This is a genomic window from Selenomonas ruminantium AC2024 (genome assembly GCF_000687995.1).
Classification (GTDB): domain Bacteria; phylum Bacillota; class Negativicutes; order Selenomonadales; family Selenomonadaceae; genus Selenomonas_A; species Selenomonas_A ruminantium_B.
Genome location: NZ_JIAC01000001.1, coordinates 2,291,639 through 2,317,726, shown reverse-complemented (window position 1 = coordinate 2,317,726; position 26,088 = coordinate 2,291,639). Strand labels below are relative to the sequence as shown.

Annotated in this window: 30 protein-coding genes and 1 tRNA gene; 26 read left to right on the top strand and 5 right to left on the bottom strand. The window is 52.7% G+C overall.

Going from position 1 to position 26,088, the window contains the following annotated elements; genetic code table 11:
- Window positions 1-27: 27 nt before the first annotated feature.
- Entirely contained in the window at window positions 28-987 is a 960-nt protein-coding gene (locus P157_RS0111140; RefSeq protein WP_026761058.1) for a TIGR01212 family radical SAM protein, read from the top strand.
- A 43-nt stretch (window positions 988-1,030) separates the two neighbouring features.
- On the opposite strand, the gene speD is transcribed toward P157_RS0111140, so the two are convergent.
- Window positions 1,031-1,495, bottom strand: a complete 465-nt coding sequence (speD, locus tag P157_RS0111135; protein WP_026761057.1) for an adenosylmethionine decarboxylase — start codon at window positions 1,493-1,495, stop codon at window positions 1,031-1,033.
- A 148-nt stretch (window positions 1,496-1,643) separates the two neighbouring features.
- Here speD and ispE point away from each other — a divergent pair, with 148 nt between their 5' ends.
- From ispE to P157_RS0111110, 5 genes are all read left to right on the top strand, one after another.
- Window positions 1,644-2,513, top strand: a complete 870-nt coding sequence (gene ispE, locus P157_RS0111130; protein WP_026761056.1) for a 4-(cytidine 5'-diphospho)-2-C-methyl-D-erythritol kinase — start codon at window positions 1,644-1,646, stop codon at window positions 2,511-2,513.
- 25 nt (window positions 2,514-2,538) lie between these two features.
- Window positions 2,539-3,252 carry a GntR family transcriptional regulator gene (locus P157_RS0111125; protein ID WP_026761055.1) on the top strand — a complete coding sequence of 238 codons (714 nt, stop codon included), beginning with the start codon at window positions 2,539-2,541 and terminating at the stop codon, window positions 3,250-3,252.
- 31 nt (window positions 3,253-3,283) lie between these two features.
- Window positions 3,284-4,648, top strand: coding sequence for a bifunctional UDP-N-acetylglucosamine diphosphorylase/glucosamine-1-phosphate N-acetyltransferase GlmU (glmU, locus tag P157_RS0111120; protein WP_026761054.1), 1,365 nt, complete (start codon window positions 3,284-3,286; stop codon window positions 4,646-4,648).
- Between the two features lie 148 nt (window positions 4,649-4,796).
- A complete protein-coding gene (locus tag P157_RS0111115; protein ID WP_026761053.1) occupies window positions 4,797-5,744 on the top strand; it encodes a ribose-phosphate diphosphokinase in 948 nt (315 codons plus the stop codon).
- Between the two features lie 79 nt (window positions 5,745-5,823).
- Window positions 5,824-6,516 (top strand): Crp/Fnr family transcriptional regulator, encoded by a 693-nt coding sequence (locus P157_RS0111110; protein WP_230578480.1) that lies wholly within the window; start codon window positions 5,824-5,826, stop codon window positions 6,514-6,516.
- Window positions 6,517-6,579: 63 nt separating this feature from the next.
- Here the strand turns inward: P157_RS0111110 and trxA are convergent, their stop codons facing one another.
- The 4 genes from trxA to P157_RS0111090 all read right to left on the bottom strand — a co-directional run bounded on the left by trxA (window position 6,580) and on the right by P157_RS0111090 (window position 8,862).
- The gene (gene trxA / locus P157_RS0111105; RefSeq protein ID WP_026761051.1) at window positions 6,580-6,888 is read right to left on the bottom strand and encodes a thioredoxin; all 309 of its coding nucleotides are present in this window, start codon (window positions 6,886-6,888) and stop codon (window positions 6,580-6,582) included.
- A 164-nt stretch (window positions 6,889-7,052) separates the two neighbouring features.
- A tRNA-Pro gene (locus P157_RS0111100) sits at window positions 7,053-7,129 on the bottom strand.
- 69 nt (window positions 7,130-7,198) lie between these two features.
- Window positions 7,199-8,371, bottom strand: coding sequence for an aminotransferase class I/II-fold pyridoxal phosphate-dependent enzyme (locus tag P157_RS0111095; protein WP_026761050.1), 1,173 nt, complete (start codon window positions 8,369-8,371; stop codon window positions 7,199-7,201).
- Between the two features lie 11 nt (window positions 8,372-8,382).
- Window positions 8,383-8,862 carry an Lrp/AsnC family transcriptional regulator gene (locus P157_RS0111090; protein WP_026761049.1) on the bottom strand — a complete coding sequence of 160 codons (480 nt, stop codon included), beginning with the start codon at window positions 8,860-8,862 and terminating at the stop codon, window positions 8,383-8,385.
- 279 nt (window positions 8,863-9,141) lie between these two features.
- On the opposite strand from P157_RS0111090, the gene P157_RS0111085 reads away from it, so the two are divergent.
- From P157_RS0111085 to aroB, 20 genes are all read left to right on the top strand, one after another.
- Window positions 9,142-9,618 carry a YhcH/YjgK/YiaL family protein gene (locus P157_RS0111085; protein WP_026761048.1) on the top strand — a complete coding sequence of 159 codons (477 nt, stop codon included), beginning with the start codon at window positions 9,142-9,144 and terminating at the stop codon, window positions 9,616-9,618.
- Between the two features lie 103 nt (window positions 9,619-9,721).
- Window positions 9,722-13,501 (top strand): phosphoribosylformylglycinamidine synthase, encoded by a 3,780-nt coding sequence (locus P157_RS0111080; RefSeq protein WP_026761047.1) that lies wholly within the window; start codon window positions 9,722-9,724, stop codon window positions 13,499-13,501.
- A gap of 80 nt (window positions 13,502-13,581) precedes the next feature.
- Window positions 13,582-13,965, top strand: coding sequence for a dihydroxyacetone kinase phosphoryl donor subunit DhaM (dhaM, locus tag P157_RS0111075; RefSeq protein WP_026761046.1), 384 nt, complete (start codon window positions 13,582-13,584; stop codon window positions 13,963-13,965).
- Between the two features lie 68 nt (window positions 13,966-14,033).
- Entirely contained in the window at window positions 14,034-14,945 is a 912-nt protein-coding gene (locus P157_RS0111070; protein WP_026761045.1) for a DUF2156 domain-containing protein, read from the top strand.
- 31 nt (window positions 14,946-14,976) lie between these two features.
- The gene (locus tag P157_RS0111065) at window positions 14,977-15,981 is read left to right on the top strand and encodes a PhoH family protein (protein WP_026761044.1); all 1,005 of its coding nucleotides are present in this window, start codon (window positions 14,977-14,979) and stop codon (window positions 15,979-15,981) included.
- Window position 15,982: 1 nt separating this feature from the next.
- Window positions 15,983-16,447, top strand: a complete 465-nt coding sequence (ybeY, locus tag P157_RS0111060) for an rRNA maturation RNase YbeY (protein WP_026761043.1) — start codon at window positions 15,983-15,985, stop codon at window positions 16,445-16,447.
- Between the two features lie 20 nt (window positions 16,448-16,467).
- Window positions 16,468-17,367, top strand: a complete 900-nt coding sequence (gene era, locus P157_RS0111055; RefSeq protein WP_014424115.1) for a GTPase Era — start codon at window positions 16,468-16,470, stop codon at window positions 17,365-17,367.
- Complete coding sequence (locus P157_RS14505; protein WP_037368338.1) at window positions 17,364-17,975, top strand: DUF502 domain-containing protein; 612 nt, start codon at window positions 17,364-17,366, stop codon at window positions 17,973-17,975. The genes era and P157_RS14505 overlap by 4 nt, the downstream gene beginning before the upstream one ends.
- On the top strand, window positions 17,975-18,703 hold the full coding sequence (gene recO / locus P157_RS0111045) for a DNA repair protein RecO (protein WP_026761042.1): 729 nt from the start codon (window positions 17,975-17,977) through the stop codon (window positions 18,701-18,703). The genes P157_RS14505 and recO overlap by 1 nt, the downstream gene beginning before the upstream one ends.
- Before the next feature lie 123 nt (window positions 18,704-18,826).
- Complete coding sequence (locus P157_RS0111040) at window positions 18,827-19,228, top strand: type II secretion system protein (RefSeq protein WP_026761041.1); 402 nt, start codon at window positions 18,827-18,829, stop codon at window positions 19,226-19,228.
- Window positions 19,218-19,670, top strand: coding sequence for a prepilin peptidase (locus P157_RS14500; protein ID WP_051598606.1), 453 nt, complete (start codon window positions 19,218-19,220; stop codon window positions 19,668-19,670). The genes P157_RS0111040 and P157_RS14500 overlap by 11 nt, the downstream gene beginning before the upstream one ends.
- Window positions 19,664-20,185 (top strand): pilus assembly FimT family protein, encoded by a 522-nt coding sequence (locus P157_RS0111030; protein WP_026761040.1) that lies wholly within the window; start codon window positions 19,664-19,666, stop codon window positions 20,183-20,185. Before P157_RS14500 ends, P157_RS0111030 begins: the two co-directional genes overlap by 7 nt.
- Complete coding sequence (locus P157_RS0111025) at window positions 20,172-20,558, top strand: hypothetical protein (RefSeq protein ID WP_026761039.1); 387 nt, start codon at window positions 20,172-20,174, stop codon at window positions 20,556-20,558. The genes P157_RS0111030 and P157_RS0111025 overlap by 14 nt, the downstream gene beginning before the upstream one ends.
- Entirely contained in the window at window positions 20,509-21,084 is a 576-nt protein-coding gene (locus P157_RS0111020; protein WP_026761038.1) for a hypothetical protein, read from the top strand. Before P157_RS0111025 ends, P157_RS0111020 begins: the two co-directional genes overlap by 50 nt.
- On the top strand, window positions 21,041-21,505 hold the full coding sequence (locus P157_RS0111015) for a hypothetical protein (RefSeq protein WP_155266748.1): 465 nt from the start codon (window positions 21,041-21,043) through the stop codon (window positions 21,503-21,505). Before P157_RS0111020 ends, P157_RS0111015 begins: the two co-directional genes overlap by 44 nt.
- The gene (locus P157_RS0111010) at window positions 21,468-22,637 is read left to right on the top strand and encodes a PilN domain-containing protein (protein ID WP_026761036.1); all 1,170 of its coding nucleotides are present in this window, start codon (window positions 21,468-21,470) and stop codon (window positions 22,635-22,637) included. The genes P157_RS0111015 and P157_RS0111010 overlap by 38 nt, the downstream gene beginning before the upstream one ends.
- Window positions 22,600-23,169: a type 4a pilus biogenesis protein PilO gene (locus P157_RS0111005; RefSeq protein ID WP_026761035.1), complete on the top strand. Its 570-nt coding sequence runs from the start codon at window positions 22,600-22,602 to the stop codon at window positions 23,167-23,169. Before P157_RS0111010 ends, P157_RS0111005 begins: the two co-directional genes overlap by 38 nt.
- A 91-nt stretch (window positions 23,170-23,260) precedes the next feature.
- Window positions 23,261-24,430: a chorismate synthase gene (gene aroC / locus P157_RS0111000; RefSeq protein ID WP_026761034.1), complete on the top strand. Its 1,170-nt coding sequence runs from the start codon at window positions 23,261-23,263 to the stop codon at window positions 24,428-24,430.
- Window positions 24,423-24,953: a shikimate kinase gene (locus P157_RS0110995; RefSeq protein WP_026761033.1), complete on the top strand. Its 531-nt coding sequence runs from the start codon at window positions 24,423-24,425 to the stop codon at window positions 24,951-24,953. Before aroC ends, P157_RS0110995 begins: the two co-directional genes overlap by 8 nt.
- Entirely contained in the window at window positions 24,946-26,031 is a 1,086-nt protein-coding gene (gene aroB, locus P157_RS0110990; RefSeq protein ID WP_026761032.1) for a 3-dehydroquinate synthase, read from the top strand. Before P157_RS0110995 ends, aroB begins: the two co-directional genes overlap by 8 nt.
- Window positions 26,032-26,088 lie beyond the last annotated feature (57 nt).

Below are 26,088 nucleotides of genomic sequence, written 5' to 3'. Positions count from 1 at the left end.
GCATATAAGATATTTGAAAGGCTATAAATGGAACAGACAATATATCGGGCATTTTCCGATTATCTAAAAGACCGCTACGGCGAGAAGGTCTATAAACTGCCGATAGCACTGCCTGTGACCTGTCCGAATCGGGACGGCACTTGTGGAAATGGCGGGGCAGGCTGTACGTTTTGCGGGGAGATTGGCACGGGCTATGAGAACCTGCCCGCGTCGATGACGATTACGGAGCAGATGGAGGCCAACAGGGCGCATATTGTGCCGAAGTACAAGGCGAAGAAGTTTATTCCCTATCTGCAGAATTTCAGCAACACCTACACCACGCCGGAAAAATTGGCGGCCTGGGTGGATGAAGCCGGGGCGCCGGAGGATGTAGTGGCGGTTTATATTGCCACCCGTCCCGACTGTGTAAGTGACGAGCATCTGGCAGTTCTGCAGGCACAGAAGGAGAAGCACAATATTGACATTTGCGTGGAACTGGGGCTGCAGAGTACCAATGTTCACACACTTGTGGAGATTAACCGCGGTCATACGTTGGCTGAACTTATCGATGCCATTTTGCGCATTAAGAAATTCGGCCTGCAGTCCTGCGTCCATCTGATTCTCAATCTTCCCTGGGATGATGAGCTGGACGTGATTGAGGATGCCAAGATTTTGTCGGCTTTAGGCGTTGACCAGGTGAAGCTGCATGCCCTCTACATCGTCAAGGGCACAGCCATGGCCAAAGACTATGAAGCGGGCAAAATCAAAATGATTACCCTGCCGGAGTATGAGGATAGGGTCATAAAGTTTTTGGAACATCTGTCGCCGGAGATTGTCCTGCAGCGGATTATCGGCCGGGCGCCGGAGGAGAACACGCTCTTTTCCAACTGGCACACGGGCTGGTGGAAAATCCGCGACCATATCATCAACGTGATGCGGCAGGAGGGGCGCTATCAGGGACGGCTCTGCGATTATCTGAACGGCAAGGCCGTGCGTAAATTTTGTTAAAAAAACAGCGTGTACTGCTCGTGGTGAGCGTACACGCTGTTTTTTACTGCTGGTTGTTGTTGCGGCGGGCCAGGATGCGGATGACCTTGGCGCCGGTGTTATGAATCTTGCGCAGGGGCGCAACTTTTGTTTTCACCTTGGGTTTGATTTCCTTAGGAGCACCGAAGTCGCCACGCTTTAAGACAGTGGTCTTGGTTTTGTCGGGCTTAAAGAAGGCGCGGATGGCCTGCCCTAATTTATCCGGCTCGGCATTTTCCTGGCAGAGGAAGACATCCAAAGCGACATATTTCATTTCGGGATAAACGTGCAGGGTGATGTGACCGTCAGCGAGAGTCAGCATCAAAGCATTGTGGCCGTTGTCCAATGCTTCAGCGGAGAAGCTCATCAGCTGCAATTCCAAATCCTGCAGAATTTTTTTGAGCATATCTAAAATGAGTTCGTTATCGTCTAACTGGTGGTTCTGGCAATTAAATAAATCCGCGGTCAAATGGCGGGCTAAGATTTTCATATTGTCTTCTCCTTTTTACGTCATAAACTATATTATAATTGATAATTAGACAGTTCGTCAAATTTTCCTGCCTAGAGGTGGGGGATTTCTTGCGTTATGGGTGAAAAATTGTTATTCTATTAGAAGCTGATTGAATGGGAGTGTGCAGATGGTAACAGTAGAAGCAAATGCCAAGATAAATTTGACGCTGGATATTTTGGGCAAGCGTCCGGATGGTTTTCACGAAGTGGCCATGGTTATGCAGTCCATTGGCCTGCACGACACTTTGACCATGGAAAAGACGGATGGGGAGATTGCGCTGTCCATCAACGTGCCCTGGCTTAAGGCGGACGAAAAGAATCTGGCCTGGCGGGCGGCGGAACTTGTACGTCAGGAATACGGCCTTACGGGGGGCGTGCGCATGGAGCTTACCAAGCGCATTCCCATTGCGGCAGGCCTGGCCGGAGGCAGCGCCGACGCGGCAGCGGTGCTCAAGGGCATGAATGAGCTTTACAATTTGCAGATGAGCGAGGCAAGACTTTGCGAATTGGGCGCAAGGCTCGGTTCGGATATTCCCTTCTGCCTGATGGGCGGCACGATGCTGGCCACGGGACGCGGGGAAGTTTTGACGCGCCTTGCCGATATGCCGGAGACCTGGGTGGTGCTCGCCAAGCCCCGCATCTCCGTGTCCACGGCCTGGGCTTATCAGAATTATGATGAGCAGGGGGCCGAGCGCCATCCGGACAACGAGGCCATCAAGAAAGCCATTGCCCGCGGCAACCGAAAAGCCGTGGCCGGGTTATTGTGTAATGTGCTGGAAAGTGTTACTATAAAGAAGTATGACGTGATAGCAGACTACAAGCAGATGATGCTCGACAAGGGCGCCATGGCCAGCATGATGTCCGGTAGCGGCCCTACCGTATTTGGTCTGGCCCGCAACCGGGAACAGGCAGAAGCCATTGCCAACGTCCTGCGGCAGAATACCAATGCGGATGTCTTTGTCACCCGTACATTTCAGATGAACCGAAGGAAAGCGTAATTTTTTGCAAAAGAGGTAGGCCTATATGACAAACAGATTAGCCCCGATAAAGCTTGACAGCTACCAGCCTTTGCGGGAAGTGGTGTGCGAATCCCTCCGGGAGGCCATTCGCAATGGTGTGCTGAAGCCCGGTGAGCGAATTATGGAAATCCAGCTGGCTGAGGAATTAGGTGTCAGCCGTACTCCGGTGCGGGAAGCCATTCGCAAGCTCGAACTTGAGGGCTATGTGGTGATGATGCCCCGCCGGGGAACCTATGTGGCCAGCATGTCCATCCGGGATATCAATGAGATTTTTGAAATCCGCACGGCACTCGAATCCCTGTCCAATGGGCTGGCTGCTGACCATATTACCGATGATGAACTTGAGCACTTGCAGCGTCTGCTGGTGATTATCGGCGGTTATATCAAAGAAGGCAATATCGAAAAAATCGTGGAAACGGATATTGAGTTCCATGACCTCATGTATCATGCGGCCCGCAATGAGCGGTTGGTGGGGATTATCTCCAATCTGCGTGACCAGCTCACCCGTTTCCGCACGCTGTCCATGTCCTATCCCGGCCGTCTGGAGGAAACTCTGGATGAACATCGCCTGATTGTGGAAGCCATTGCCAATGGTGACCGCAAGGCGGCCAGCAAGGCAGCAGAGCGCCATATGGAAAATTCGGAGAAGACTCTCTTAAAAGCCATGGAAGCACTCGAACGCGAAAAAAAGTCCAAGGCAAAAAAAGCGAAAAAATAAAAGAAATAAATTTTAAGGAGACACAGATAAAATGTCTGATTTAGTAACTGTAATCCTTGCCGCCGGCAAGGGCACCCGTATGAAATCCAAACTCCCGAAGGTTCTGCACAAGGCTGCAGGCAAGTCCATGGTGCAGCATGTCATCGATGCCGCCAAGGCTGCCGGTGCCAAGCGCAATATTGTGGTCACGGGCTTTGGCGGTGAAGAAGTGCGCCAGGCTCTGGGCAGTGAAATCGAGTTTGCCGAGCAGAAGGAACAGCTGGGCACGGGGCATGCTGTACTCCAGACGGCAGAGCTCTTAAAGGACGAGCAGGGCACAGTTATGGTTCTCTGCGGCGATACGCCGCTTTTGACCGGGGATTTGCTCAAGAACCTCTACGAATCCCATGTGAAAGCCCAGGCCAAGGCTACGGTGCTGACGGCCATCATGCCGGATGCTACGGGCTATGGCCGCATCATTCGTGCCGAAGACGGCAGCGTGCTCAAGATTGTGGAGCATAAGGACGCCACGGAAGCAGAACGCGCAGTCAAGGAAGTAAATTCCGGCATCTACTGCTTTGATGCCCGTGCGCTCTTTGACTCCCTGAAACAGGTTACCAATGACAACGCCCAGGGCGAATACTACCTGCCGGACGTACTGGAAATTCTCCAGAAGCAGGGCGAAAAGATTTGGGCTGTAGCAGCTGACGATTATGAATCCACGCTGGGCATCAACTCCCGCCTGCAGCTCTCCGGTGCCGAAAAAATCCTGCGCCGCCGCAAGAATGAAGAACTCATGGCGGAAGGTGTTACGATTATGGACCCCGATACCACCTATGTGGATGCGGATGTAAAAATTGGCCGCGATACGGTTATCTATCCGCAGACCTGGATTGAAGGCAATACGGTAATCGGTGAAGACTGCGAAGTGGGCCCCTGCGTCCGTCTGCAGAATGTCAAGATGGGCAACAAGGTTATGGGTCAGTTTGGCTACTACCATGACTGTGTGATTGATGATGGCGTAATTCTCGGCCAGTTCAATCACATCCGTCCGGATTCCCACCTGATGGCTGGTGTCAAGATGGGCAACTTCGTGGAAGTCAAGAACTCCGTGATTGGCGAAGGCTCCAAGCTGCCGCATCTGTCCTATATCGGCGACACGGACATGGGCTCTGGCGTCAACATGGGCTGCGGTACGATTACGGTCAACTATGATGGCAAGACCAAGTTCCGCACGAAGATTGGCAACGATGTCTTCGTTGGCTGCAACTCCAATCTGGTAGCGCCCGTGGAAGTAGAGGATGGTGCATATATCGGTGCCGGTTCCACCATTACCAAGAAAGTGCCCAGCAACAATTTGGCTATTGCCCGTGCCCGCCAGACGAATATCGAAGGCTGGGTGGACAAGCGCAAATAATTCCTAATGAATTGTGCAAACAATCATAAATAAGGCTTTATGTTACATACAATCAGTGTTATACTGTTGTAGATAGAGAGTGACGCATGTCACTTCCCCGAGATGAGTTAATTTGTAGGAAAAGAAAGATTTGGAGGATTTTTACAAAATGGCTTTAGACACTGGAAACTTATGCATCCTGACCGGTAACGCTAACCCGGAGCTGGCAAAAGAGATTGCTGACCACATCGGTGTAAATCTTTGCGATGCATATGTCGGTCATTTCAACAATGGTGAGACGCAGGTTATGATCAGCGAAAGCATCCGCGGCAAGGATATTTTCATCATTCAGCCGACGTCTTACCCGGTAAACGACAACCTGATGGAACTCCTGATTATGGCAGATGCCTGCAAGCGTGCATCCGCTCATAGCGTAACGGCAGTTGTTCCTTACTACGCTTATGCCCGTCAGGACCGCAAGACCCGCGGCCGTGAGCCCATTTCCGCAAAACTGGTTGCTAACCTCATGACGACTGCTGGTGTTACCCGTGTTGTTACCGTTGACCTCCATGCTGGCCAGATTCAGGGCTTCTTTGATATCCCCGTGGATCATCTGGCAGCAGCTCCCGTTATTGCCAACTACTTCCGCTCGCAGAAGCTGGAAGATGTCGTGGTGGTTTCCCCAGACCTGGGCGGTGTAACCCGTGCCCGCGTTCTCGCTGACCACCTGCAGGCTCCCATCGCCATCATTGAAAAGCGCCGTCCGAAACCGGGCTGTGCTGAGGTTATGAATCTCATCGGTGATGTGGAAGGCAAGACGGCCATCATCATTGACGATATTGTTGATACGGCAGGTTCCCTCTGCGAAGGTGCCAAGGCCCTGGAAAAACGTGGTGCAAAGCGCGTGTTCGCTTCCTGCTCCCATGCTATCCTGAGCGACCCTGCTGTACAGCGCATCAACGAATCCTGCATTGAAAAGCTGGTGATTACCAACACCATTCCGCTGCCGCCGGAAAAACAGTCCGACAAGATTGTTACCCTGTCTCTGGCAGATGCTATCGGTGATGTAATCATGCGTATTCAGAGCCATCGCTCTGTAAGCCAGCTCTTCCGTTAAGTCTTACAGGGATTGGGAAGAAGCAAGTGAAAGCCCCCCTTTTGGGGGGCTTTTTTTACGATTAGGGGAGGGGATTAGCTTGGCTTCAGAATCATCCATGATGGATTTATTTATTCAGCACTTTGATTTTTGGGCGCAGTTGTCGGCGGCTGAAAAGGAACTCCTGATGGAGGGCACTCAGCTGGTACATTATCCCAAGGGAACGCATGTCCATCAGGGAACCTTGGACTGCATTGGCGTGCATTTGCTGAAAAAGGGCCAGCTGCGAGTTTATACCATGTCCGAGGACGGCCGTGAGGTGACACTGTACCGGCTCTTTGCGGATGATGTGGGGATCCTGTCGGCGCCCTGTGTGCTCGAATCATTGACCTTTGATGTCCACGTAGATGCAGAGGAGGATACGGAGGCACTGCTTATAAAATCGCCGACGTTCCGCAAACTGTCTGACGGCAATATCAACGTGCGCTGTTATGGCTATCAGATGGCTACGAGCCGTCTGTCGGATATGCTCTGGAAGATGCAGCAGGTGCTGTTCTTCTCCGCTGACCGCAGGCTGGCTATCTTCCTGCTGGAGGAAAGCGCGAAAAATGGCGCGGATGAAATCCATCTGACCCATGAGCAGATTGCCCGCTATATGGGCACTGCACGCGAAGTGGTGAGCCGTCTGGTGAAGTACTTCAACCAGGAGGGCTTCATCAAGAACTCCCGGGGCTGCATCAAAATCATCGACAGGGAAGCCCTGTCTGACCTGGCCGGAGAAAAAGAAGAATAGAGAAATGGAAAAGCCCGGAGCATCTTTGGTGAAAAGATACTCCGGGCTTTTTGTCTGTGCTCCTTAGCCGATGAGTTTTTCGACCTGTTCCTTGGGAATCAGGCCCACGGACTCGCCGCTTTTCTGGCCGTTCTTAAAGACCAGCAGGGTGGGAATGCTCATGATGCCGAACTGGGCAGCCAGTTCCTGTTCCGCGTCCACATTGACCTTGCCGACCTTGATGGCAGGATTTTCCGCTGATACCTCGTCGATGACAGGGGAGAGCATGCGGCAGGGGCCGCACCAGTCAGCCCAGAAGTCGATGAGAACCGTGCCGGAATAATCCAATACCTCGCTTTGGAAATTATCTTTGGTAATAACTGTCGTTGCCATAGTGTTTCCTCCTAATGCTGCTAAGTTTTTCTTTGTGCTCTTATTATAGCAGTTGACATGTCAATTTTTATGTAACCGACTCACGAACACGGCTGATAAAAATATGCAGGAAATTTTCATAGCAAAAAAGCCAGCAACAAAAAGTCACTGGCTTAAAATCTCAATGGTCGGGATGACAGGATTCGAACCTGCGGCCTCTTCGTCCCGAACGAAGCGCGCTACCAAACTGTGCCACATCCCGCAGTCACAAGAAATATTATACGGATATAACAGCTTCTTGTCAACACTTTTTTATAAATTTTTCACAGTCTTACTTGCGATGGTTCTTGAGGAAGTTTTCAATGCGGCTCAGAGCCTCGGAAATCTTGTCGATGGCCGTGGCATAAGAGCAGCGCACATGACCTTCACCGCAGGCACCGAAGGCGCTGCCGGGCACAAGCGCCACATGTTCCGTGGTCAGGAGCTTTTCGGCAAACTCGTCGGAGGTGTAGCCAGTGGACTTGATGGACGGGAAAATGTAGAACGCACCTTTCGGCTCAAAGCATTCCAAACCCATCTTGGTCAGTCCATCGTAGATAAGACGGCGGCGTCTATCGTATTCGGCAACCATCTTCTTCATGTACTTTTCGCCATGGCGCAGGGCTTCTACGGCAGCGACCTGTGCCGTGATGGGAGCGCAGAGCATGGTGTACTGATGGATTTTCGTCATAGCGGCAATGACCGTGGGATTGCCCAGGGCATAACCAATGCGCCAGCCCGTCATGGCATAGGCCTTGGAGAAGCCGTTTAAGAGAATGGTGCGGTCCTTCATGCGGGGCAGGGAGGAGAAGCAGACATGCTCTTCGCCGCCATAGGTCAAATCGCCGTAGATTTCATCCGAGATGACAATGAGGTCATGCTTTTCGGCAAAGTCGGCCACGGCTTCCAAATCCTTGCGAGTCATAATGGCCCCGGTGGGGTTGTTGGGGTAGCCAATCAAGAGTACCTTGGTCTTGTCGGTGACATGTTCTTCGAGTTCTTCCGGCGTGATGCGGAATTCGTTTTCGATTTTGGCAGGCACGGCTACCGGCACACCACCGGCCAGAATGGTGCAGGCCTGATAGGAAACGTAGCAAGGCTCAGGAATCAGCACTTCATCACCGGGAGCCAGCACGGCACGCATGGCAATATCCAGTGCTTCACTGACGCCTACCGTCACCAGCACATCGGTGTTGGCGTCGTAGTCCACATTGTAGCGGCGCTTGAAGAGATTGACGATTTCCTGACGCAGCTCCGGCATGCCCCGGTTGGCAGTGTAGGAGGTGTAGCCCTGCTCCAGACCATAGACACAGCTTTCACGGATGGACCAGGGCGTTACAAAGTCCGGCTCGCCTACGCCCAGAGAAATTACATCGTCCATCTGGGCGGCGATGTCAAAGAACTTGCGGATGCCCGAAGGCGCAATGGCGTTTACTCCCGGAGAAAGGCGCTGCTGCCAATTCATGTTATCAGCCATCAGGGAGACACCACCAATCTGCGGTCGCGTTCTTCATCATTGATGATGACGCCGTCTTTTTTGTAGGGTTTCAGCATGAAGTGGCTGCGGGTAGCCGTAACCCCCTCAATGGTAGCCAAACGGGTTGCTACGAAGTTTGCTACGTCGTTAAGGGACTTGCCTTCGATGATAACCAGCAGGTCAAAGCTGCCGCTCATGAGATATACCGTGCGTACTTCGTCGAAGCGGTATATGCGTTCGGCAATGGCGTCAAAGCCGACTTCCCGTTGGGGTGTCAAATTGATTTCGATAATGGCGGTCACGGTGTCGTCACCGAATTTTTCCCAGTTGATCAGGGTGTTATAGGAGAGAATGATTTTGTTCTTCTCCAAATCCTTGATGTTTTTTTCGACTTCGTATTCGCTGCGTTTGAGCATGGCTGCCAGCTCTCCTACAGGACGGCGCGCATCATGCTCCAAAAGTTCCAAAAGTTCTCGCATATATAAACCCCTTTCCACACTAAATACAGGAAAATCCTCGTCCGGCAATGGACGAGGACTGCTTACCAGATTTTCACACGCAACAATTATATCATATTGCCGCATGGCGAACAAGGGATAATTACATTCTGTCCAGCCTCGGCAAACAAATGAGTTGCAATGTTCCCTAGCTTTTTTTTAGAAATGTGAGGATGTTTCCTTGCATAATACAGTAGTTTTAGGTAAAATGTGTATGAACGGTTGTTTTTTACAGAATGTACGACAGGAGAGGGTTACGAAATGATTATCGGCAGTATGGATACATTGGACGAAAATCATGTAGATTATCCGGCGATTATCCAAAAGGCGCTTGACTATTTGCGTGAGCATGATTTCACCCAGATGGCAGATGGCAAATATCCTATTGCAGGGGATAAGTGTTTTGCTAATGTGCAGCGCTATACGACGCGTCCGGAGAAAGATTGTAAGCCGGAGACCCATCGAAAATTCGTGGACATTCAGTTTATAGCGGAAGGCGAGGAGTTTATGGGCTGGTGCCCCTTAAGCCCCGATTTGGAAGAAGAAGCTCCCTATGATGCGGAGCGGGATGTAACCTTCTATAAAGCCCTGGTTCCCGATAGCAGCATTGTGCTCTCGCCGGGCTGCTTTGCCGTGCTTTATCCTGAGGACGTACACCGTCCGCAGGCGTCGGTCGTGGAGGACGCGCCGGGCAAGGTAACCAAGGTAGTTGTGAAAGTCGCCATTGACAGTTTGTGATATACAGGCATAGAGACCCTATTTGCGTAGGTGTCTCTATGCCTGTTTGTCTATATAGCTTTATGTATTTATTCTATTTAGTGTCTGGAGGAAAAGAAGATTCATGACTGTGAGAAGAATTTTCGTAGAAAAACGACAGGGGTATTTTGATATTCCTGCCCAGCAGCTGTGCGATGACCTCAAGGAGACATTTCGCCTGGACGAGCTGAAGGCCGTCCGCATTATCCGGCGTTATGACATTGAAGGCCTTAGCGATGAGGAATACGCTGCGGTGAAAAATGTCGTTTTCTCCGAACCGCCGGTAGATGTTGTCTATGAGGAAAAATTGCCCAAGTTCCCCAATTCCCGGGTCTTTGCGGTGGAATTTTTACCGGGGCAGTATGACCAGACGGCGGACTCGGCAGCCCAGTGCGTGCAGCTGATTACCCAGAAGGAACGCCCGGAAATCCGGGTGGCCAAGGTTATCGTCATTGTCGGTGATGTGGACAGAGAAACCTTTGGCAAAATAAAGGATTACTGCATCAACAAGGTGGAAAGCCGTGAGGCCAGCCTTGAGAAGCCGGAATCCCTGATTAGTGAATACGAGGAGCCTGCTGATGTTGAAGTGTTGGAAAACTTCAACAATCTGGATGCCGAAGCTTTGCAGGATTTTTGGCAGTCCAAGGGCTTTGCTATGAGTCTGGCGGATATGGCGTTCTGTCAGATTTACTTCCGGGATACGGAAAAGCGTCCTCCTACCATTACAGAACTTAGAGTAATTGATACATATTGGTCCGACCACTGCCGTCATACCACCTTTACTACGGCGGTGGATGAAGTGCAGATTGCTAAAGGCTATTATACGCCGAGCATTGCCAAGGCTTATACGAAATACTTGCAGGACAGGGAAGAACTCTATGCTGGGGAAAACCGTGATGTGACGTTGATGGATATTGCGGTTATCGGCATGAAGGCCCTGCGCAAGGACGGCAAGCTGGCAGATTTGGATAAATCCGAGGAAATCAATGCCTGCTCCATCGTGGTGGAAGCAGATATCGACGGCAAAAAAGAAGACTGGTTGGTGATGTTCAAGAATGAAACCCACAACCATCCTACGGAAATCGAGCCGTTCGGCGGTGCTGCTACCTGTCTGGGCGGTGCTATCCGCGACCCGCTGTCCGGCCGTTCCTATGTTTATCAGGCCATGCGCGTCACCGGTGCTGCTGACCCGCGCCGCCTGCTCAAAGACACCCTGCCGGGCAAGCTGCCCCAGAAGAAAATCACCTTGGGCGCTGCTGCTGGTTACAGCTCCTACGGCAATCAGATTGGTCTGGCTACGGGGCAAGTGCGGGAAGTTTACCATGAAGGCTACATGGCCAAGCGCATGGAAATCGGTGCGGTTATCGCTGCTGCCCCCAAGGAAAACGTGGTACGGGAAGTGCCGGCTGCCGGTGATATCGTCGTGCTGGTCGGTGGACGTACCGGCCGTGATGGTTGCGGCGGTGCCACCGGTTCCTCGAAGGAACATACGGAAGAATCCCTGACCTCCTGCGGTGCCGAGGTGCAGAAGGGCAATCCGCCCACGGAGCGCAAGATTCAGCGCCTGTTCCGCAATCCGGTTGTCAGCCGCATGATTAAGCGCTGCAACGACTTTGGTGCGGGCGGTGTGGCCGTGGCTATCGGCGAATTGGCACCGGGCCTCACCATCAATCTGGATGCGGTGAAGAAAAAGTACAAGGGCCTTGACGGTACGGAACTGGCCATCTCCGAATCGCAGGAGCGCATGGCCGTGGTTATCCGTCCCGAGCATTTGGGGAAATTCGCCCAGTTGGCTGATGAAGAAAACCTCGAAGCGACGAAAGTGGCGGAAATCACCAAGGAACCACGACTGATTATGAAATGGCGGGGCAATGCCATTGTGCAGATGAACCGTTCCTTCTTGGATACCAACGGTGTGCGTCAGCATGTAAAGGCCAAAATCACCAGCCCGGACGAAAAGAACCGCTATTTAAGAACGATTCCGGCGGCCGTTGAGGCGGAGAAAAAGAATCTGGAGCAGAGCTGGCTTACCAACCTCAAGGATTTGAATGTCTGCAGTCAGAAAGGCTTGGCTGAGCGCTTTGACTCCACCATTGGCGGCAATTCTGTGCTGATGCCCTTTGGTGGCAAGCGTCAGTTGACCCCTGCTGAAGGCATGGTGGCAAAACTGCCCGTAGAAGGTGCAGAAACCAACACGGCCACGGCTATGACTTTTGGCCTGAATCCGGCGCTGACGGAATGGAGCCCCTTCCATGGTGCCATCTATGCAGTGGTAGAAGCGGCTGCTAAGATGGTGGCCTTGGGCGGCCGGGCGGATAAGATTCGCTTGACCTTCCAGGAATACTTCGAGAGCCTGGGCAAGGACGAAGAAAAATGGGGCAAGCCCTTCGCTGCCCTTCTGGGTGCACTTTGGGCACAGCATGAACTGGAGATTCCTGCCATCGGCGGCAAGGATTCCATGTCCGGCACCTTTGAAGATATCCATGTACCGCCGACGCTGGCAGCTTTTGCCGTTACGACGTTGAAGGCCAGCGATGCGGTTTCGCCGGAATTCAAGTATCCCGGCAACAAGGTTTATCTCGTGCCGGCTCCGAAGGACGAGCAGGATTTGCCGGAATTCTCCAAGATGCGGAAGCGTTGGTCGCTAGTTACGGACCTCATGGAAAAGCATCGCGTCTTTGCGGCACAGAGCATTGGTGTGGGCGGTATAGCTGCCGCTGTATCCAAGATGGTGCTGGGCAATGGCGTGGGCTTCAAGTTCACCAAGCCCATGATGCGGAATGAACTCTTTACGCCGGACTACGGTGCGTTGCTGCTTGAAGTGGCTGATTCCGAGCGGTTGGAAAAAATCCTGGCAGAGGCAGGCTGCCAACTGATTGGTGAAACCACCGCAGGCCCCAGCGTGGTCTGTGATGATGCGGTCATCATGCTGGCGGATATCGAGACGGCCTACACCAAGCCTTTGGAAAAGATTTTCCCCACGCAGGTGAAGCAGTATCCCAAGGAAAGAATCATGGATATGACTTACACCGAGGGTGTGGCCATTCGTTCGCATACAAAGTTGGCTAAGCCGCAGGTTTTTATCCCTGTATTCCCCGGTACAAACTGCGAATACGATTCGGCACGGGCTTGGGAACGTGCCGGTGCCAAAGCGGAAACGCTGGTCATTCGCAACCTTACGCCACGCGCCGTTGAGGAATCGGTGGAAGCCATCGTCAAGGGCATCAAGGAAGCCAACATCATCATGCTGCCGGGCGGTTTCAGCGGCGGTGACGAACCGGATGGTTCCGGCAAGTTCATTGCGGCCATGTTCCGCAATCCGCGCATCAAGGAAGAAGTCCACAAACTTCTCTTTAAGCGGGATGGTTTGATGCTGGGGATCTGCAACGGTTTCCAGGCTTTGATCAAACTGGGACTTGTTCCATACGGAGAAATTCGTGATTTGGTAGACAGTTCGCCAACTTTGACGTATAATAACATAGGTCGGCATGTTTCCTGCATGGTCAAGACCAAGGTGGTATCTAATCTTTCCCCGTGGTTCAACAATGTCAATGTGGGGGATGTACATACCATTGCGGTTTCCCATGGTGAGGGACGCTTTGTAGCCGACAAGGAAATTCTCGCCCGCATGCGGGTGCGTGGTCAGATTGCCACCCAGTATGTGGATGCAAATGAGAATCCGTCCTTGTATATTCCCTATAATCCCAACGGCTCCGTCAGTGCGGTGGAGGGCATTACGAGCCCCGATGGCCGTGTATTGGGTAAGATGGGACATTCCGAGCGCATCGGCAAGGATATTGCCCGCAATGTGCCGGGGAAAAAAGACCAGCAGCTCTTTGAGGCTGGGGTAGCTTATTATCAGTAATTGTTAAAAATAAAATAACAGGGGTGCGGTCGGTCTATTTATAGCTGGCCGCATTTACCTATAAGAGGGAGGTTACTGTTTTGGTAGGGATTGTTGTGGTATCCCATAATGTAAAACTTGCCGAAGGTGTCAAGGAAATGGCTGAGATGATGGCGGGCGGCGTGCAGATTGCTGCAGCCGGAGGCCTCGATGATGGTATCATGGGCACCAGTTACGAGAAAATCAGCAAAGCAGTGGAATTTGTCTGCGGCCGGGATGGGGCTGTGGTGATTATGGATATGGGCAGCGCCATTATGACTACGGAACTGGTGCTGGAAAACTTAAAAGATGATGCGGTACGCATGGCGGATTGCCCGCTGCTCGAAGGCACCATGCAGGCAGCTGTGGTGGCAGCTAACGGCGGCAACCTGGAAGAAGTCGTAGCGGCAGCGGAAGCCACCTGCGGTCAGAAGAAGTTAGCGTGACTCAGGTCACGGCCAAGTATTGACATGTCATCTATAATGGGTAATAGAAAGCCATTTTCAATAGGAGGCTGAATATTATTAAGTTCAAAGAATTAACCAAAGATGACAAGAGTTTATTGGATAGATATTACCGCAGCGGTTACTATGAAAATTCCCATTTCAATTTCACCAATCTCTTTATGTGGCGCAAGCCCTATCATGTAGAGATTTGTGAGCAGGGGGAGATTCTCTATCTCACCTGTGAATGGGAAGGGCAGCTCTATGCCTTGCAGCCGGTCTGTGAGGAAGGGCGTTGGCAGGAAGCGGTGGATACTTTCCGCGCTTATTTTGCCAGTCAGGAGAAGACGCTGGCCTTTACCGGTGTGGAGAAGCAGTTCGCTGATTTTTTGCAGCAGCAGTATCCGGGGCAGTTTGCCCTTGAGGCTGACCGGGATAATTTTGACTACGTTTATCTGGCGGAAAAGCTCATCACGCTGTCCGGGCGCAAACTGCATTCCAAGAAGAACCATCTGAATGCCTTTCGGAAACTTTATCCGGAGGCAGAGTATATGGAAATCACGCCGGAAATCCTGCCTGCCTGCAAGGCCGAGCTGGAGAAATGGTATGCAGCTCATATTGAGGCCATGCCGGAGTCGGAGTTCATTCCCTGGGAGCGGGATGCCATTTTGGAACTCTTTGCTGACTGGGATTACTTCCAGCTGAAGGGCGGGGCAATCTGTCTGGACGGGCGAATCATTGCCTTTACCTTCGGTGAGCAGCTCAACCGCGATTCCGTGGTGGTGCATGTGGAAAAGGCTGACCCCAATATCCGGGGAGCATATCCGGCCATCAATCAGGGCTTTGTTGAGCATGAATGGAGCGGCATGACCTATATCAACCGCGAGGAAGATATGGGGCAGGAAGGCCTGCGCAAGGCCAAGGAGTCCTACAAACCGGAAAAGATGATTGAAAAGTACAATGCGAAGTATATCGCAGATTGATTTGCTAATACGCTAGAGGTGAACAGATTTTTTGCAGCAGGCATTAGAACGAAAAATTATTTTTCAGGACAATCATGAAGCCTTCGCTCTTTTGGGTGAAGGCGATGAGTTTTTACAGGTGTTTCGCAGTGAATTTGACTGTCAGTTTATCAGCCGGGGAACTCAGGTGGAAATTCTGGGGGAAGGCGCGCAGGTAGAGATGGCGGCCAAGGTGATGGAGGAGCTTCTCTATCTCTATCGTCAGGGGACAACCATCACCATGCACGAGGTGCGCTATGGGATTGGCCTTGTAAAAGGCGGCAAGGGGGAAGCCCTGCACACGCTCTTTGGCGATACGATTCTCGTTACCGCCCGGGGCCGTCATGTGCGTCCCAAGACCTTGGGGCAGCGGCGTTATTTGGATACGATTCGTCATAATTCCATCACCTTCGGCATCGGCCCTGCCGGTACCGGCAAGACGTATCTGGCGGTGGTTATGGCCGTGGCGGCCCTGCGGAACCGGGAAGTGCGCAAGATTATCCTGACGCGTCCGGCCGTGGAAGCCGGGGAACGGCTGGGCTTTTTGCCCGGCGATTTGCAGGATAAGGTTGACCCGTATCTGCGCCCGCTCTATGATGCCCTGCAGGATATTTTAGGTCAGGACACCTATACGAAATTCATGGCCAAAGGCTTTATCGAGATTGCGCCGCTGGCTTATATGCGCGGCCGCACGTTGGAAGATGCCTTCATCATCCTCGACGAGGCCCAGAACACTACGGACAAGCAGATGAAGATGTTTTTGACCCGCCTGGGATTTGGTTCCCGCATGGTGGTTACCGGCGATTTAGGTCAGGTGGACTTGCCGCGGGGCGTAACGTCAGGTCTTAGGGAAGCGGCCAAAGTCCTCGAACACGTCAAGGGCGTTGGCATTGTGCGGCTGGCACCGTTGGATGTCATCCGTCACGAAGTGGTTACCCGCATTGTCGAGGCTTATGGTGCCTACGAAGAAAAGCGCAAGGCGGAAAAAGAGAAGGAAAAGGCGAAACAGGAAAAGTAACATGGAAATCATCATCAGCAACGAACCGGAAGAGTTGGAAGTACCGGAAGAATATATCGACAATATCCGCACCGCCATCGAGACGGTGGGGAAACTTTATGGTGTGGAGGACAGCGAAGTCAGCGTGACCCTCACAGACAACGAGCATATCCATGTGATTAACCGGCAGTACCGCGGTGTGGACAGACCCACCGACGTGATTTCCTTTGCCTTCAACGAAAGCGAGGAGCCGGAAGTGGTAGGTGGCAGTACCGTCAATATGCTCGGGGATTTGATTATCTCCTTGGAGCGGGCGGAGGAACAGGCTGCCGATTACGGTCATAGTGTGCGCCGTGAAGTGGCCTTTTTGACCGTGCATGGCATGCTGCACCTTTTGGGCTATGACCATATGGAAGATGAAGAACGGGAAGAAATGGAAGCGGAACAGCGCTTCGTTATGGATAAATTAGGTATTAGCAGAGATTGAGAAATAGGAAAGAGGCATATATGGAGCAGAAGATGAAATCCGGCTTTATCGCCGTTATTGGCCGTCCCAATGTGGGCAAGTCCACGCTTATCAACACCCTGATTGGGCAGAAAATCGCCATCATGAGTGATAAACCACAGACCACCCGCAATCGTATTTTGTGCATCCTGACCCAGCCGGACGCCCAGATTGTGTTCCTTGACACGCCGGGCATCCATAAGCCCAAGCATAAATTGGGCGAGTACATGGTCAAGGCTGCCGAAGGCACCCTGCGCGAAGTGGACGCTATCTTCTTCGTGGTGGATGCTACGGAAAAGATGGGCCCGGGGGAACATTATATCTTAGAGCGCCTGCAGGCCACGAAACGTCCGGTTATCCTTGTGGTTAACAAACTGGATTTGATTGAGCGGGAGCAGGCGTTGCCCATTATCTCGAACTATACCTCCAAGTATGAGTTTGCCGGTGTGGTGCCCATTTCTGCCAAAGAGGAAATGAATCTGGACAGCCTGCTGACGGAAGCCAAGAAATATCTGCCCGAAGGCCCGCAGTATTATCCGGAGGATATGGTCACCGACCAGCCGGAACGCCTGATTGTAGCTGAACTCATCCGCGAAAAGGCCCTGCAGCTCACGCGCGACGAAATTCCCCATGCCATTGCCGTGGATGTGGACGAAATGACTACCCGTCCCAATGATGATGTTTATATCCGCGCGACCATCTATGTGGAGCGCGATTCCCAGAAGGGCATTGTGATTGGTGCTAAGGGGGCTATGCTCAAGGAAATCGGCGCACTGGCCCGCACGGATATTCAGAATCTCTTAGGTTCCAAGGTATTCCTCGACCTCTGGGTTAAGGTCAAGAAGGACTGGCGTGACCGGGATGGTATCCTGCGCAATTTCGGCTTTGGTGACGAGCGATGAAGGAAAGCTGCTCGAAACGTATTTCCCGCCGTTTCATTAACGGCCTGATTATTCTCGTGCCTTTGGCTATCACGGTCTTTGTGGTACTGGAAACGCTGAATTTTACGGAAGGGGTGCTGGGCAAGCACCTCCCGTTCTATTTTCCGGGCATGGGAATTGTTACCCTGTTATTGTTCATCTATCTGACGGGCTGGGCTTCTGGTTATTGGGCGGCCCGCCGTCTGATTTATATCGGGGAAACCCTGCTGGGCAAGATTCCCGTGATAAAGTTCATCTACAACAGCGTCAAGCACCTGTCCACGGCGGTATTTGAGTCCAACAATATGTTTGACCATGTGGTGCTCGTGCCCTTCCATCAGTCCCAGGCGTTGGGCTTCATCATGGCAGATGTGCCCCAGACTTTGAAGGACAAGCTCGGGGATGATTACGTCTGCGTATTCGTGCCCTGGAGTCTTAACATGACCTCCGGCACCAATCTCTTTGTGAAGAAAAGTGATGTGACTTATTTGGACATCAGCAGCGAGTCAGCCCTGCAGTACATGCTGACGGCAGGCGCTGTTATGCCCAAGCGCATCAGTGATATGCCGAAAGCTGAGGAGAAAAAGTAATGGCCAGCTATCAGACCGCCGCCGTGGTGCTCGGCTCTAAAAACTGGGGCGAAGCGGATAAGATAGTGACGCTCTTTACCTATGACCGCGGCCTTGTGGAGGCCGCGGCTTTTGGCTGCCGCCGTCCCCGCAGCCCCTTGGCCGCAGGCATGCAGATGTTTTCGAGCATTGAAGTGCAGCTTTCGGAAGGCAAGCGGGTGGACACTGTGCGGCAGTGTACCTTGAAGCGCCATTACAAGAAGCTCACCGAGGATTTGGAAGTCATGGCCTACGGCAGCTTTGTGGCAGAGTTCCTGCGGGAATTTCTGCCGCCGGGGCAGGCAGAACCGCAGATGTTTGGGCGGCTGCTGTATGTTCTCGATTCCTTTGAGGTGCGCAATCCCAGAGTCACGGCGTTGATGGCCATGATTCAGCTGCTGGAGTTCACAGGGATGCAGCTGCATTTCGAGCATTGCGTCCATTGTGGACAGACGGTGGATGATGATGCTTTTTTCAGCCTTAGTGCCGGCGGTATTTTGTGTTCGGAATGTCAGGAGCCGGGCGCTGTGCCTTTTCCTGACGATTTGCGCCGCTTCATTCTGGCGCTCCGGGACTATGACTGGGAAAATCCTGTGGAACTAAAGATAACCGGCAGCCTTTTGATGCAGGCCGAGCATTTGTTCTTGACCTACCTGCAGAGTCTTTTGGGCAGGCCGTTGAAGTCGTTGGCCTTTATTCAGCAATTATAAAAATCCGAGTGATTAAGCGCTCGGATTTTTTTATTGGGGTTAGCAGGAATTAAATGTTATTTATAGAAGAACTTTTTGATTAAAGAAATATGAGAGTTGGTGTACAGAAATGGAGGCGTTTGTATGCGGAGTTCAAGTCAGGCAGGTTTTTCTTTATTGGGGGTGCTCATAGCGCTATGTTTGATCGGAATTATGGCCAGTATGGCGGTGCCTCGCTTTAATTCAGCTATTGCCACGGCGAACACGGCTAAGGTGCAGAGCGATTTGACCACACTTGATGCAGCCATTGCGGTCTATCAGCTGGAAAAAGGGACGTCACCTGCAACTTTGAAAGATTTAAGCGATTATGTCAATGATATCGACAGCGTGAAGCCGCCAAAGGGAAAATGCAGGCTTAAAGATGGCAAGATTATTACGCTCGAAATTGACAACTATAGTATAGAGTCTGCTGGCAAGGATAATCTGGAAGGCGCCCGGGCGGTTTGCGGCACCTATAAGGCAGGTGACTTTGGCAATGGTCATTAAAATGATTGCTGGTGTGCTCGTGCTCATTGCCATCTGTGATATCCGTTACGGTTTGATTTATGACTGGCTGGTCGTGCTGCTGGCGTTATTGAGTTTGGTTCCTCTGCTGGAAGGTCAAATGAATTGGCAAAATGCCTGTCTGGGCAGCGCTTTGGGCTGTGGCTTGCTGTGGATTTTGCGTTGGGCATCCCATGGCGGCCTAGGGCTGGGGGATGTCAAAATGGTCGCAGCTTTGGGGCTCTGGCTGGGCTGGGAAAATATACTGCTCTGTCTGCTGGTTGCATCAATGCTGGGTGTGCTGTACGGCAGCGGGATGCTGCTCTGTCACAGGCTGGAACGCAATACGCCCATTCCCTTTGGACCATTCCTGGCTATAGGGGCATGGCTTGCTTGGAGCGAAGGGGATTGTGTCCGCAGTTTTATGGAGCAGGTGTTATGGTGAGAAAGGATGGTCAACGGGGCAGCATGCTGCTCGAACTCATGCTGGCGCTCGTCGTTATGCTCATTTTGGCAGCGCAGGTTTTGCCGCAGGCTTTTAAGTTTTATCGGCAGGCGGCAGTGGAGTATGAGGCTGAGAAATTGCTGGCCGATATCCGCTATTGCCGGAATGCGAATCGGCTGACAGCGGAGTCGGCCTGGAATCATGGCGCGCAATCCTCAGACAAGCATAATTTGTTTGTGCGCTTGTATTCCGGCTATAACTGCATTTACGTCGGGGAGGCGGACGTTCTTCGCGGGCGCAACTATTATTTGCCGGGGATTCGGGCAAGCAAGGAAAAGGAAAATGGCACTTTGGTGGAGGGGCAGGCCGATATCAAATTTGATGACAAGGAAAAGCCCAAGGCTCTGATTACGGTATTGATTTATTATGACGGCTATCCGCAGGAGGGGCGGGAGATTATGGTCAGCAAGGGCGGCCGCATCAGAATGGAGCGTGGCAAGGTTGACAGACGATAGGCAGGCAGGTTTTTTCCTTTGGGAAACGGTGGTACTGAGTTTTCTGCTGCTGGCTATGGCTGTGACGGCAGGGATGTATGTTAAAGTGGCTGAAGTTAAAACTGCGACAGCAGCGCAGGGCGGCGCAGTTTTTATCGCCCGGGCGGAATTTGCCTATGCCGAGGCCTGGCTGGAGCGTAATGGTTCCCTGCCGGAGAGCATGGCCTATCTGGGGAACGATGATGACCTTCGGCAAAATGGCATCCGTTATGAGGTGGCAGCACAGGCTTGGGCAGAGGATGGACTCTGGCAGCTAACGGTGGAAATATCCTGGGAGGCAGAACATGGGCAAGGCAGGCGGGTCTACAAGCGGTATCTGGCGCGGCACGGCTGAGGGCGGTTTTATCTTCATGGAGGTGCTGATAGCCCTGCCCATGCTGGTGATGCTGCTCATGGGCATAATGACATTATTCTTTTGGTGTATGCGCTGCTATTTCATCAATCTGGCCGATGAGGAACTCGTGCAGGAAGTGCAGGGAGCTTTTGCGCAGATTATGGAAGATGCGTTGCGCGGAGAAGCCATCGAGCAGACGGGCCATACGGAACAGAGCTTTGCCTTCATAAGCAAGGCCGACCCTTTGGGGAAGCATACCAGCAAGGAGGAAAAAAGGCCGGATGGAAAGTTTGTGATAACGTACGGCCTCCATACCATGGCTGGAACCAAAAAGCTGATTCGCGGCGACCAGCTCGAAGCGCCGCTGACTGGTGACCACGCACTGGCCCGCGTGACCATAGAAGAACTTTGGGCGGAGGCGGATGGCAGTTGTCCCGGAATTTACAAGCTGCACATCAGGGGAAGAAGTGAGGTGACGCAGCATGCGTATACTCTGGAAAGTGCCGTGTACCTGCCGGGGCCGTAGAAGTCAGCAGGGCTTTGCCTCTTTTACAGCCCTGTGCCTATTATTGGTGCTGGCCTTTATGGGGCGGGGGCTGGTTTATTTTTCCCGGCAGGGGGCAGAAAGTGCCCGCATCTATCATCAGGAAATGCAGCTGCGTCTGGCCGGGGAAAGTCTGGTGGAGCAGCAGGTGTTTCGCCTGAAGCAGGACAGCAGTCCGCTGGCATCTTTGGCGGAAAAGACGGACAGCCTTTTGGAGCGGGGCGATTATGATGGCCTGTCCTATCGAATTTATGGCAGGTGGCAGGGGGATAGGTACTATATCATGGCGTATACCTTTTGCCGGGAATCTGAATGGGACAAACGCACGGAACCGCATTTTCTGGTCAAAGGGGTGTTGAAAAAAGATGGAGAGCAGTATAAGTGGCTGGGCTGGGCGCCTTAGAGATTTTGTTTTCACCACGGAGCGGGCGTATCTGTTTGTGGCAAAAGGCCCTGCAGCAAAGGTCTGGCACTTTATCTGGCAGGGCGGTTCTTGGCAGAAAGTGGCGGAAAGCACAGCGTCAGGGGATGCGGTCTATGCGGCAGGCGCGGAGGAAGACGGGACGTTGACAGAGCTGGCCAGTCAGGCGGCGATGGAAATTGCCAAGAAGGGCTGGCAGGATTTGCCTGTGGTTTATGTGGTGCCGGAGGCGGAACTTATCCGCTATGCCCTGCAGCTGCCGCCTGACCTGTCAAGAGAGGAACAGCGGGAGGCCGCGTATTGGGAACTTGATGATAAATTGCTGGCCAGGGGGCTTAGCGGTGAGGATTTTGCCTGTCTTTGCCAGCCAGGCAAGGAAATGGATGGCAAGTGTCTGGTAACCGCCGTACGCAAGGGGTATTTGCAGGCGGTGAGACAGGCTTTTGCCCAGGCGGAATTGAAGCTTGTGGATATAATTCCTGCCGGTGGGGAAGAACTGCAGGGGCTGCTTAACTATCTGCAAAATCCGCAGCGGGAAGGGGCGGGCTTTTGCGGACGGAATGGTTCTGAACTTGCTTATGGGCGATTATTGTCTATCTGGCTGGCCTTATTGCTGCTCATCTGTACCTGCCTTGCCGCTTGGGATGTTTTTGCGTATCAGCAGGCCAAAAGTTTTGCGGCAGAAAGACAGGCGGAACTGGTGCTTATGGAGCAGGAGCGCAAGCAGATGGCTGAATTGACAGCTAAACGTGCCGCTGTTGAACGGCGGGAAGGTCTTTGGCAGCAGCTGGGCCAACAGGGAATATCCGGCTACAGTCTGCTGGTGCATTTGGGAACGAGCATCGGGGAGGGTGTCTGTCTTACCCGGATACATACAGGTGTTGAAGGCGAGGGAATTTTGCTGGAAGGTCAGGCAGTAAATTATGATTGTCTGATGGATTTTATGGGACGGCTGGAGGCAGACCAGGACTATTTTTCTGCGGTGAACCTCGATAATTCTTCGCTGGCCAAGGGAAAGTCAGGGGAAGCGGATAGAATTCAGTTTTCCCTGCGGATAAATGGGGAGTCGGATGAACATGGAAAAGCTCGGGGGAAAATTGAAAATTCCCGGTAGCCGCGGGCAGCGGTTTTTCGTTTTGGCTCTGGCAGGAACCCTGCTTTTGCCGCTGTGTTTTTATATTGTGCTGCATCGTCCCCTGCAGATGGCGGCGGCGGACTTCCGTCAGCAGGGGGCGCATGCAGAAAAAACGGTGACAGCGATTGCCAATTTCCAGAATGCCCATTTGCCTTTGCATGATTATCAAAGGGAACTTGGCAGGCGGGAAAGGCGGGCACGGCAGGCCCTGCCGGGAAGTATGGAACAGGGTGAGTTTCTGGTGGCGCTGGACAGGCTGGCGGTGCGGAGCCATTTGCGAATATTGTCCGTGGTGCCGGGAAAAGCCGCCGCTGATGAAGGCAGGCACTGTCTGCCAGTCAAATTACAACTGGCAGGCAATTACTTTTCCTTGCTGCATTTCCTGCAGGGGCTCCAGCAGGGAGAACGTCTGGTGGTCATAAACAGCCTTACGGTCAAGCAAGGGAAGGACAGGGAAGATGCTTTGACGGCAGAATTGGGACTTAGTATCTTTTCTGTACCTGATGAATAGACAAAAATACCGCGCAGAGAACTTGCATTATACATAATGATACATTAAAATGTAAATTAATGTGAAAATTTGCTACGATGAGGTGTATAGTATGAGCGAACTGCGTTTTATGACGGCGGGGGAATCCCATGGGCCAAGGCTGACAGCGATTTTGGAAGGGCTGCCGGCAGGGCTGAAACTGGAGAAGGAAGACATCGATAAGGAACTGGCCCGCCGTCAGCAGGGCTATGGCCGGGGCGGCCGCATGAAGATAGAGACGGACAAGGTGGAAGTGCTCTCGGGGATGCGTTTTAATGAAACCCTGGGCGGCCCGCTGACCCTGCAGGTCATCAATAAGGATTTTGCCAACTGGAATGGCCGCATGGCGGCTTTTGGTGAGCCCGAAGGGGAAAAGGTTACGGCGGCCCGTCCCGGTCATGCGGATTTGACGGGGATATTGAAATACGACCGTCAGGATGTGCGGGATATATTGGAGCGCTCCAGTGCCCGGGAAACCACCATGCGGGTGGCGGTAGGCGCTGTGTGCAAGGCCTTTTTGCAGGAATTGGGCATTAAGGTCGTATCCCATGTGGTAAATATTGGCGGCGTTGCAGTTGACATGTCAAAAATTGACATGTCAAAAATTGGTGAGGATGTGGGCTCAGAGCTCAATTGTTATGACAGCGAGGCCGAAGTTAAGATGAAGGCCCGCATTGACGAGGCCAAGGCCGCCGGGGATACCTTGGGGGGCATCTTTGAAGTCATCGTTCAGGGTGCGCCTGTGGGGCTCGGCAGTCATATCCAATGGGATAGAAGACTCGATGCGCGCTTGTCTGCGGCGATGATGTCCATTCAGGCTATCAAGGGTGTAGAGATTGGCGCAGGTTTTGAATGTGCCGTCCTTCCCGGCAGTCAAATTCATGATGAAATCTTTTTGGCGGATGGCCGCGTGCAGAGAAAGACCAACCGCGCAGGCGGACTCGAAGGCGGCATGACCAATGGCGAGAACATCGTCCTGCGGGCGGCAATGAAGCCCATTCCCACGCTGATGACGCCGCTCAAGTCCATTGACATTGAAAGCCGTGAGGCGGTGCTGGCCTGCAAGGAGCGCAGCGATACCTGTGCCGTGTCTGCCGCTTCCGTGGTCGGGGAAGCCATGACCGCTTTTGTCGTGGCGCAGGCCATCTGCGAAAAGTTTGGCGGGGATGCCTTGACGGATGTGAAGGCGGCCATGGCTGCTTACAACAAGCGCATTGGAAAGGATTGGTGCGCGCATGCGTAATGTCATTTTGATTGGCTTCATGGGCACCGGCAAGACCAGCACCGGCAAGATGCTGGCCCAGAAGCTTGGCTGTGCCTTTATTGATATGGATGTGAAAATCGAAGAGGAAGCAGGCATGAGCATCCCGGAGATTTTTGCTAAGTTCGGCGAAGAACATTTCCGCAAGTTGGAGCATGAGCTGGCACTCAAACTTTCAGCTCGCCGCAATGCGGTGATTTCGACGGGCGGCGGTACGGTGAAAAATCCTGCCAACGTGGAGGCTTTGAAGAAGAGCGGCGTCATGGTCTGCCTAAAAGCCAATGCGGACACGGTGCTGGAACGGACCCAGAACCGGGGCACCCGTCCTGTGCTGGACAAAGAGGATAAGGGCGACCGCCGTCAGGCTGTGGAAAAACTTTTGGCCGAGCGGGCGGAACTATACAAGCAGGCGGATTTTGCCGTGGACACGAGTGAACTGTCTCCCCTGCAGGTGGTGGAAATCATCGCCAAGACATTAAAGACAAGAGGTGTACTTCATGCGTAAGGTGCGTGTTGATTTAGGAGAAAAGAGTTACGATATCGTCATCGGTTACGGCATTGAACAGGAGATAAAGGATTTTGTCACGAGCGCTGGTTATAGTTCCAAGGCATTGCTCATCACCGATACGCATGTGGGGCCTCTCTACGGCAAAAAGGTGCAGGAACTTTTGAGCGAGACAGGCCTTACGGTGACCATGGTGCAGATTCCTGCCGGGGAAAGCTCCAAGAATCTCACGGTGGCCAATGAGGTGTTCACCCGCGCCATTGAATTGGGGCTGGACCGCAAGTCGCCCATCTTTGCTTTAGGCGGCGGTGTGGTCGGTGACTTGGCCGGTTTTGTGGCGGCCACCTACATGCGGGGCGTGCCCTTTGTACAGCTGCCGACAAGTTTGCTCGCGCAGGTGGATTCCAGCGTAGGCGGCAAGGTGGCGGTGAACCACGAATTGGGCAAGAACCTCATCGGGGCCTTCTACCAGCCGCAGGCGGTCTTTATGGAACTCAACTGCATGAAGACGCTGCCCCCGCGGGAAATTTATACGGGGCTTGGGGAAATCATCAAATACGGCATCATTTATGATGCGGATTTCTTTGCATTTTTGGAGGAGAACAAGGAACAGGTACTCTCCCTGGAGCCGAAAGCCCTGGTGCATATGATTGCGCGCTCCTGTGAAATCAAGGCGGCCGTGGTCAGTGAGGACGAGAAGGAAGCAGGCCTGCGCCGCATTTTGAACTTTGGACATACCATTGGCCACGCCATTGAGAAGGAGACGGAGTATGTGCGCTACAATCATGGCGAAGCTGTAGCCACCGGCATGATTGGCGCTGTCCATATCAGCCGCCAGCTGGGACTCATTGATGACGAAGCCTTTGAACGTGTCAAAAAGCTCGTGGCCGCCTACAAGCTGCCCTTGCAGGCCGGTGGTGTAACAGTGGATGGCATGTACGGTGATATTTTCCACGACAAAAAAACGGTCGGGGGCAAGGTGACCTGGGTGCTGATGAAGAAAATCGGTCAGGTCATCTGCCGCAATGATGTGCCGGCTGATGTGGTGAAGCAGGCTATGGCTGCTGTCAGCGCCTGATGATTTTGCAGGAAGTGTATCAGGGGCGTTGACTTTACCACGGTTTAATGTGATAAT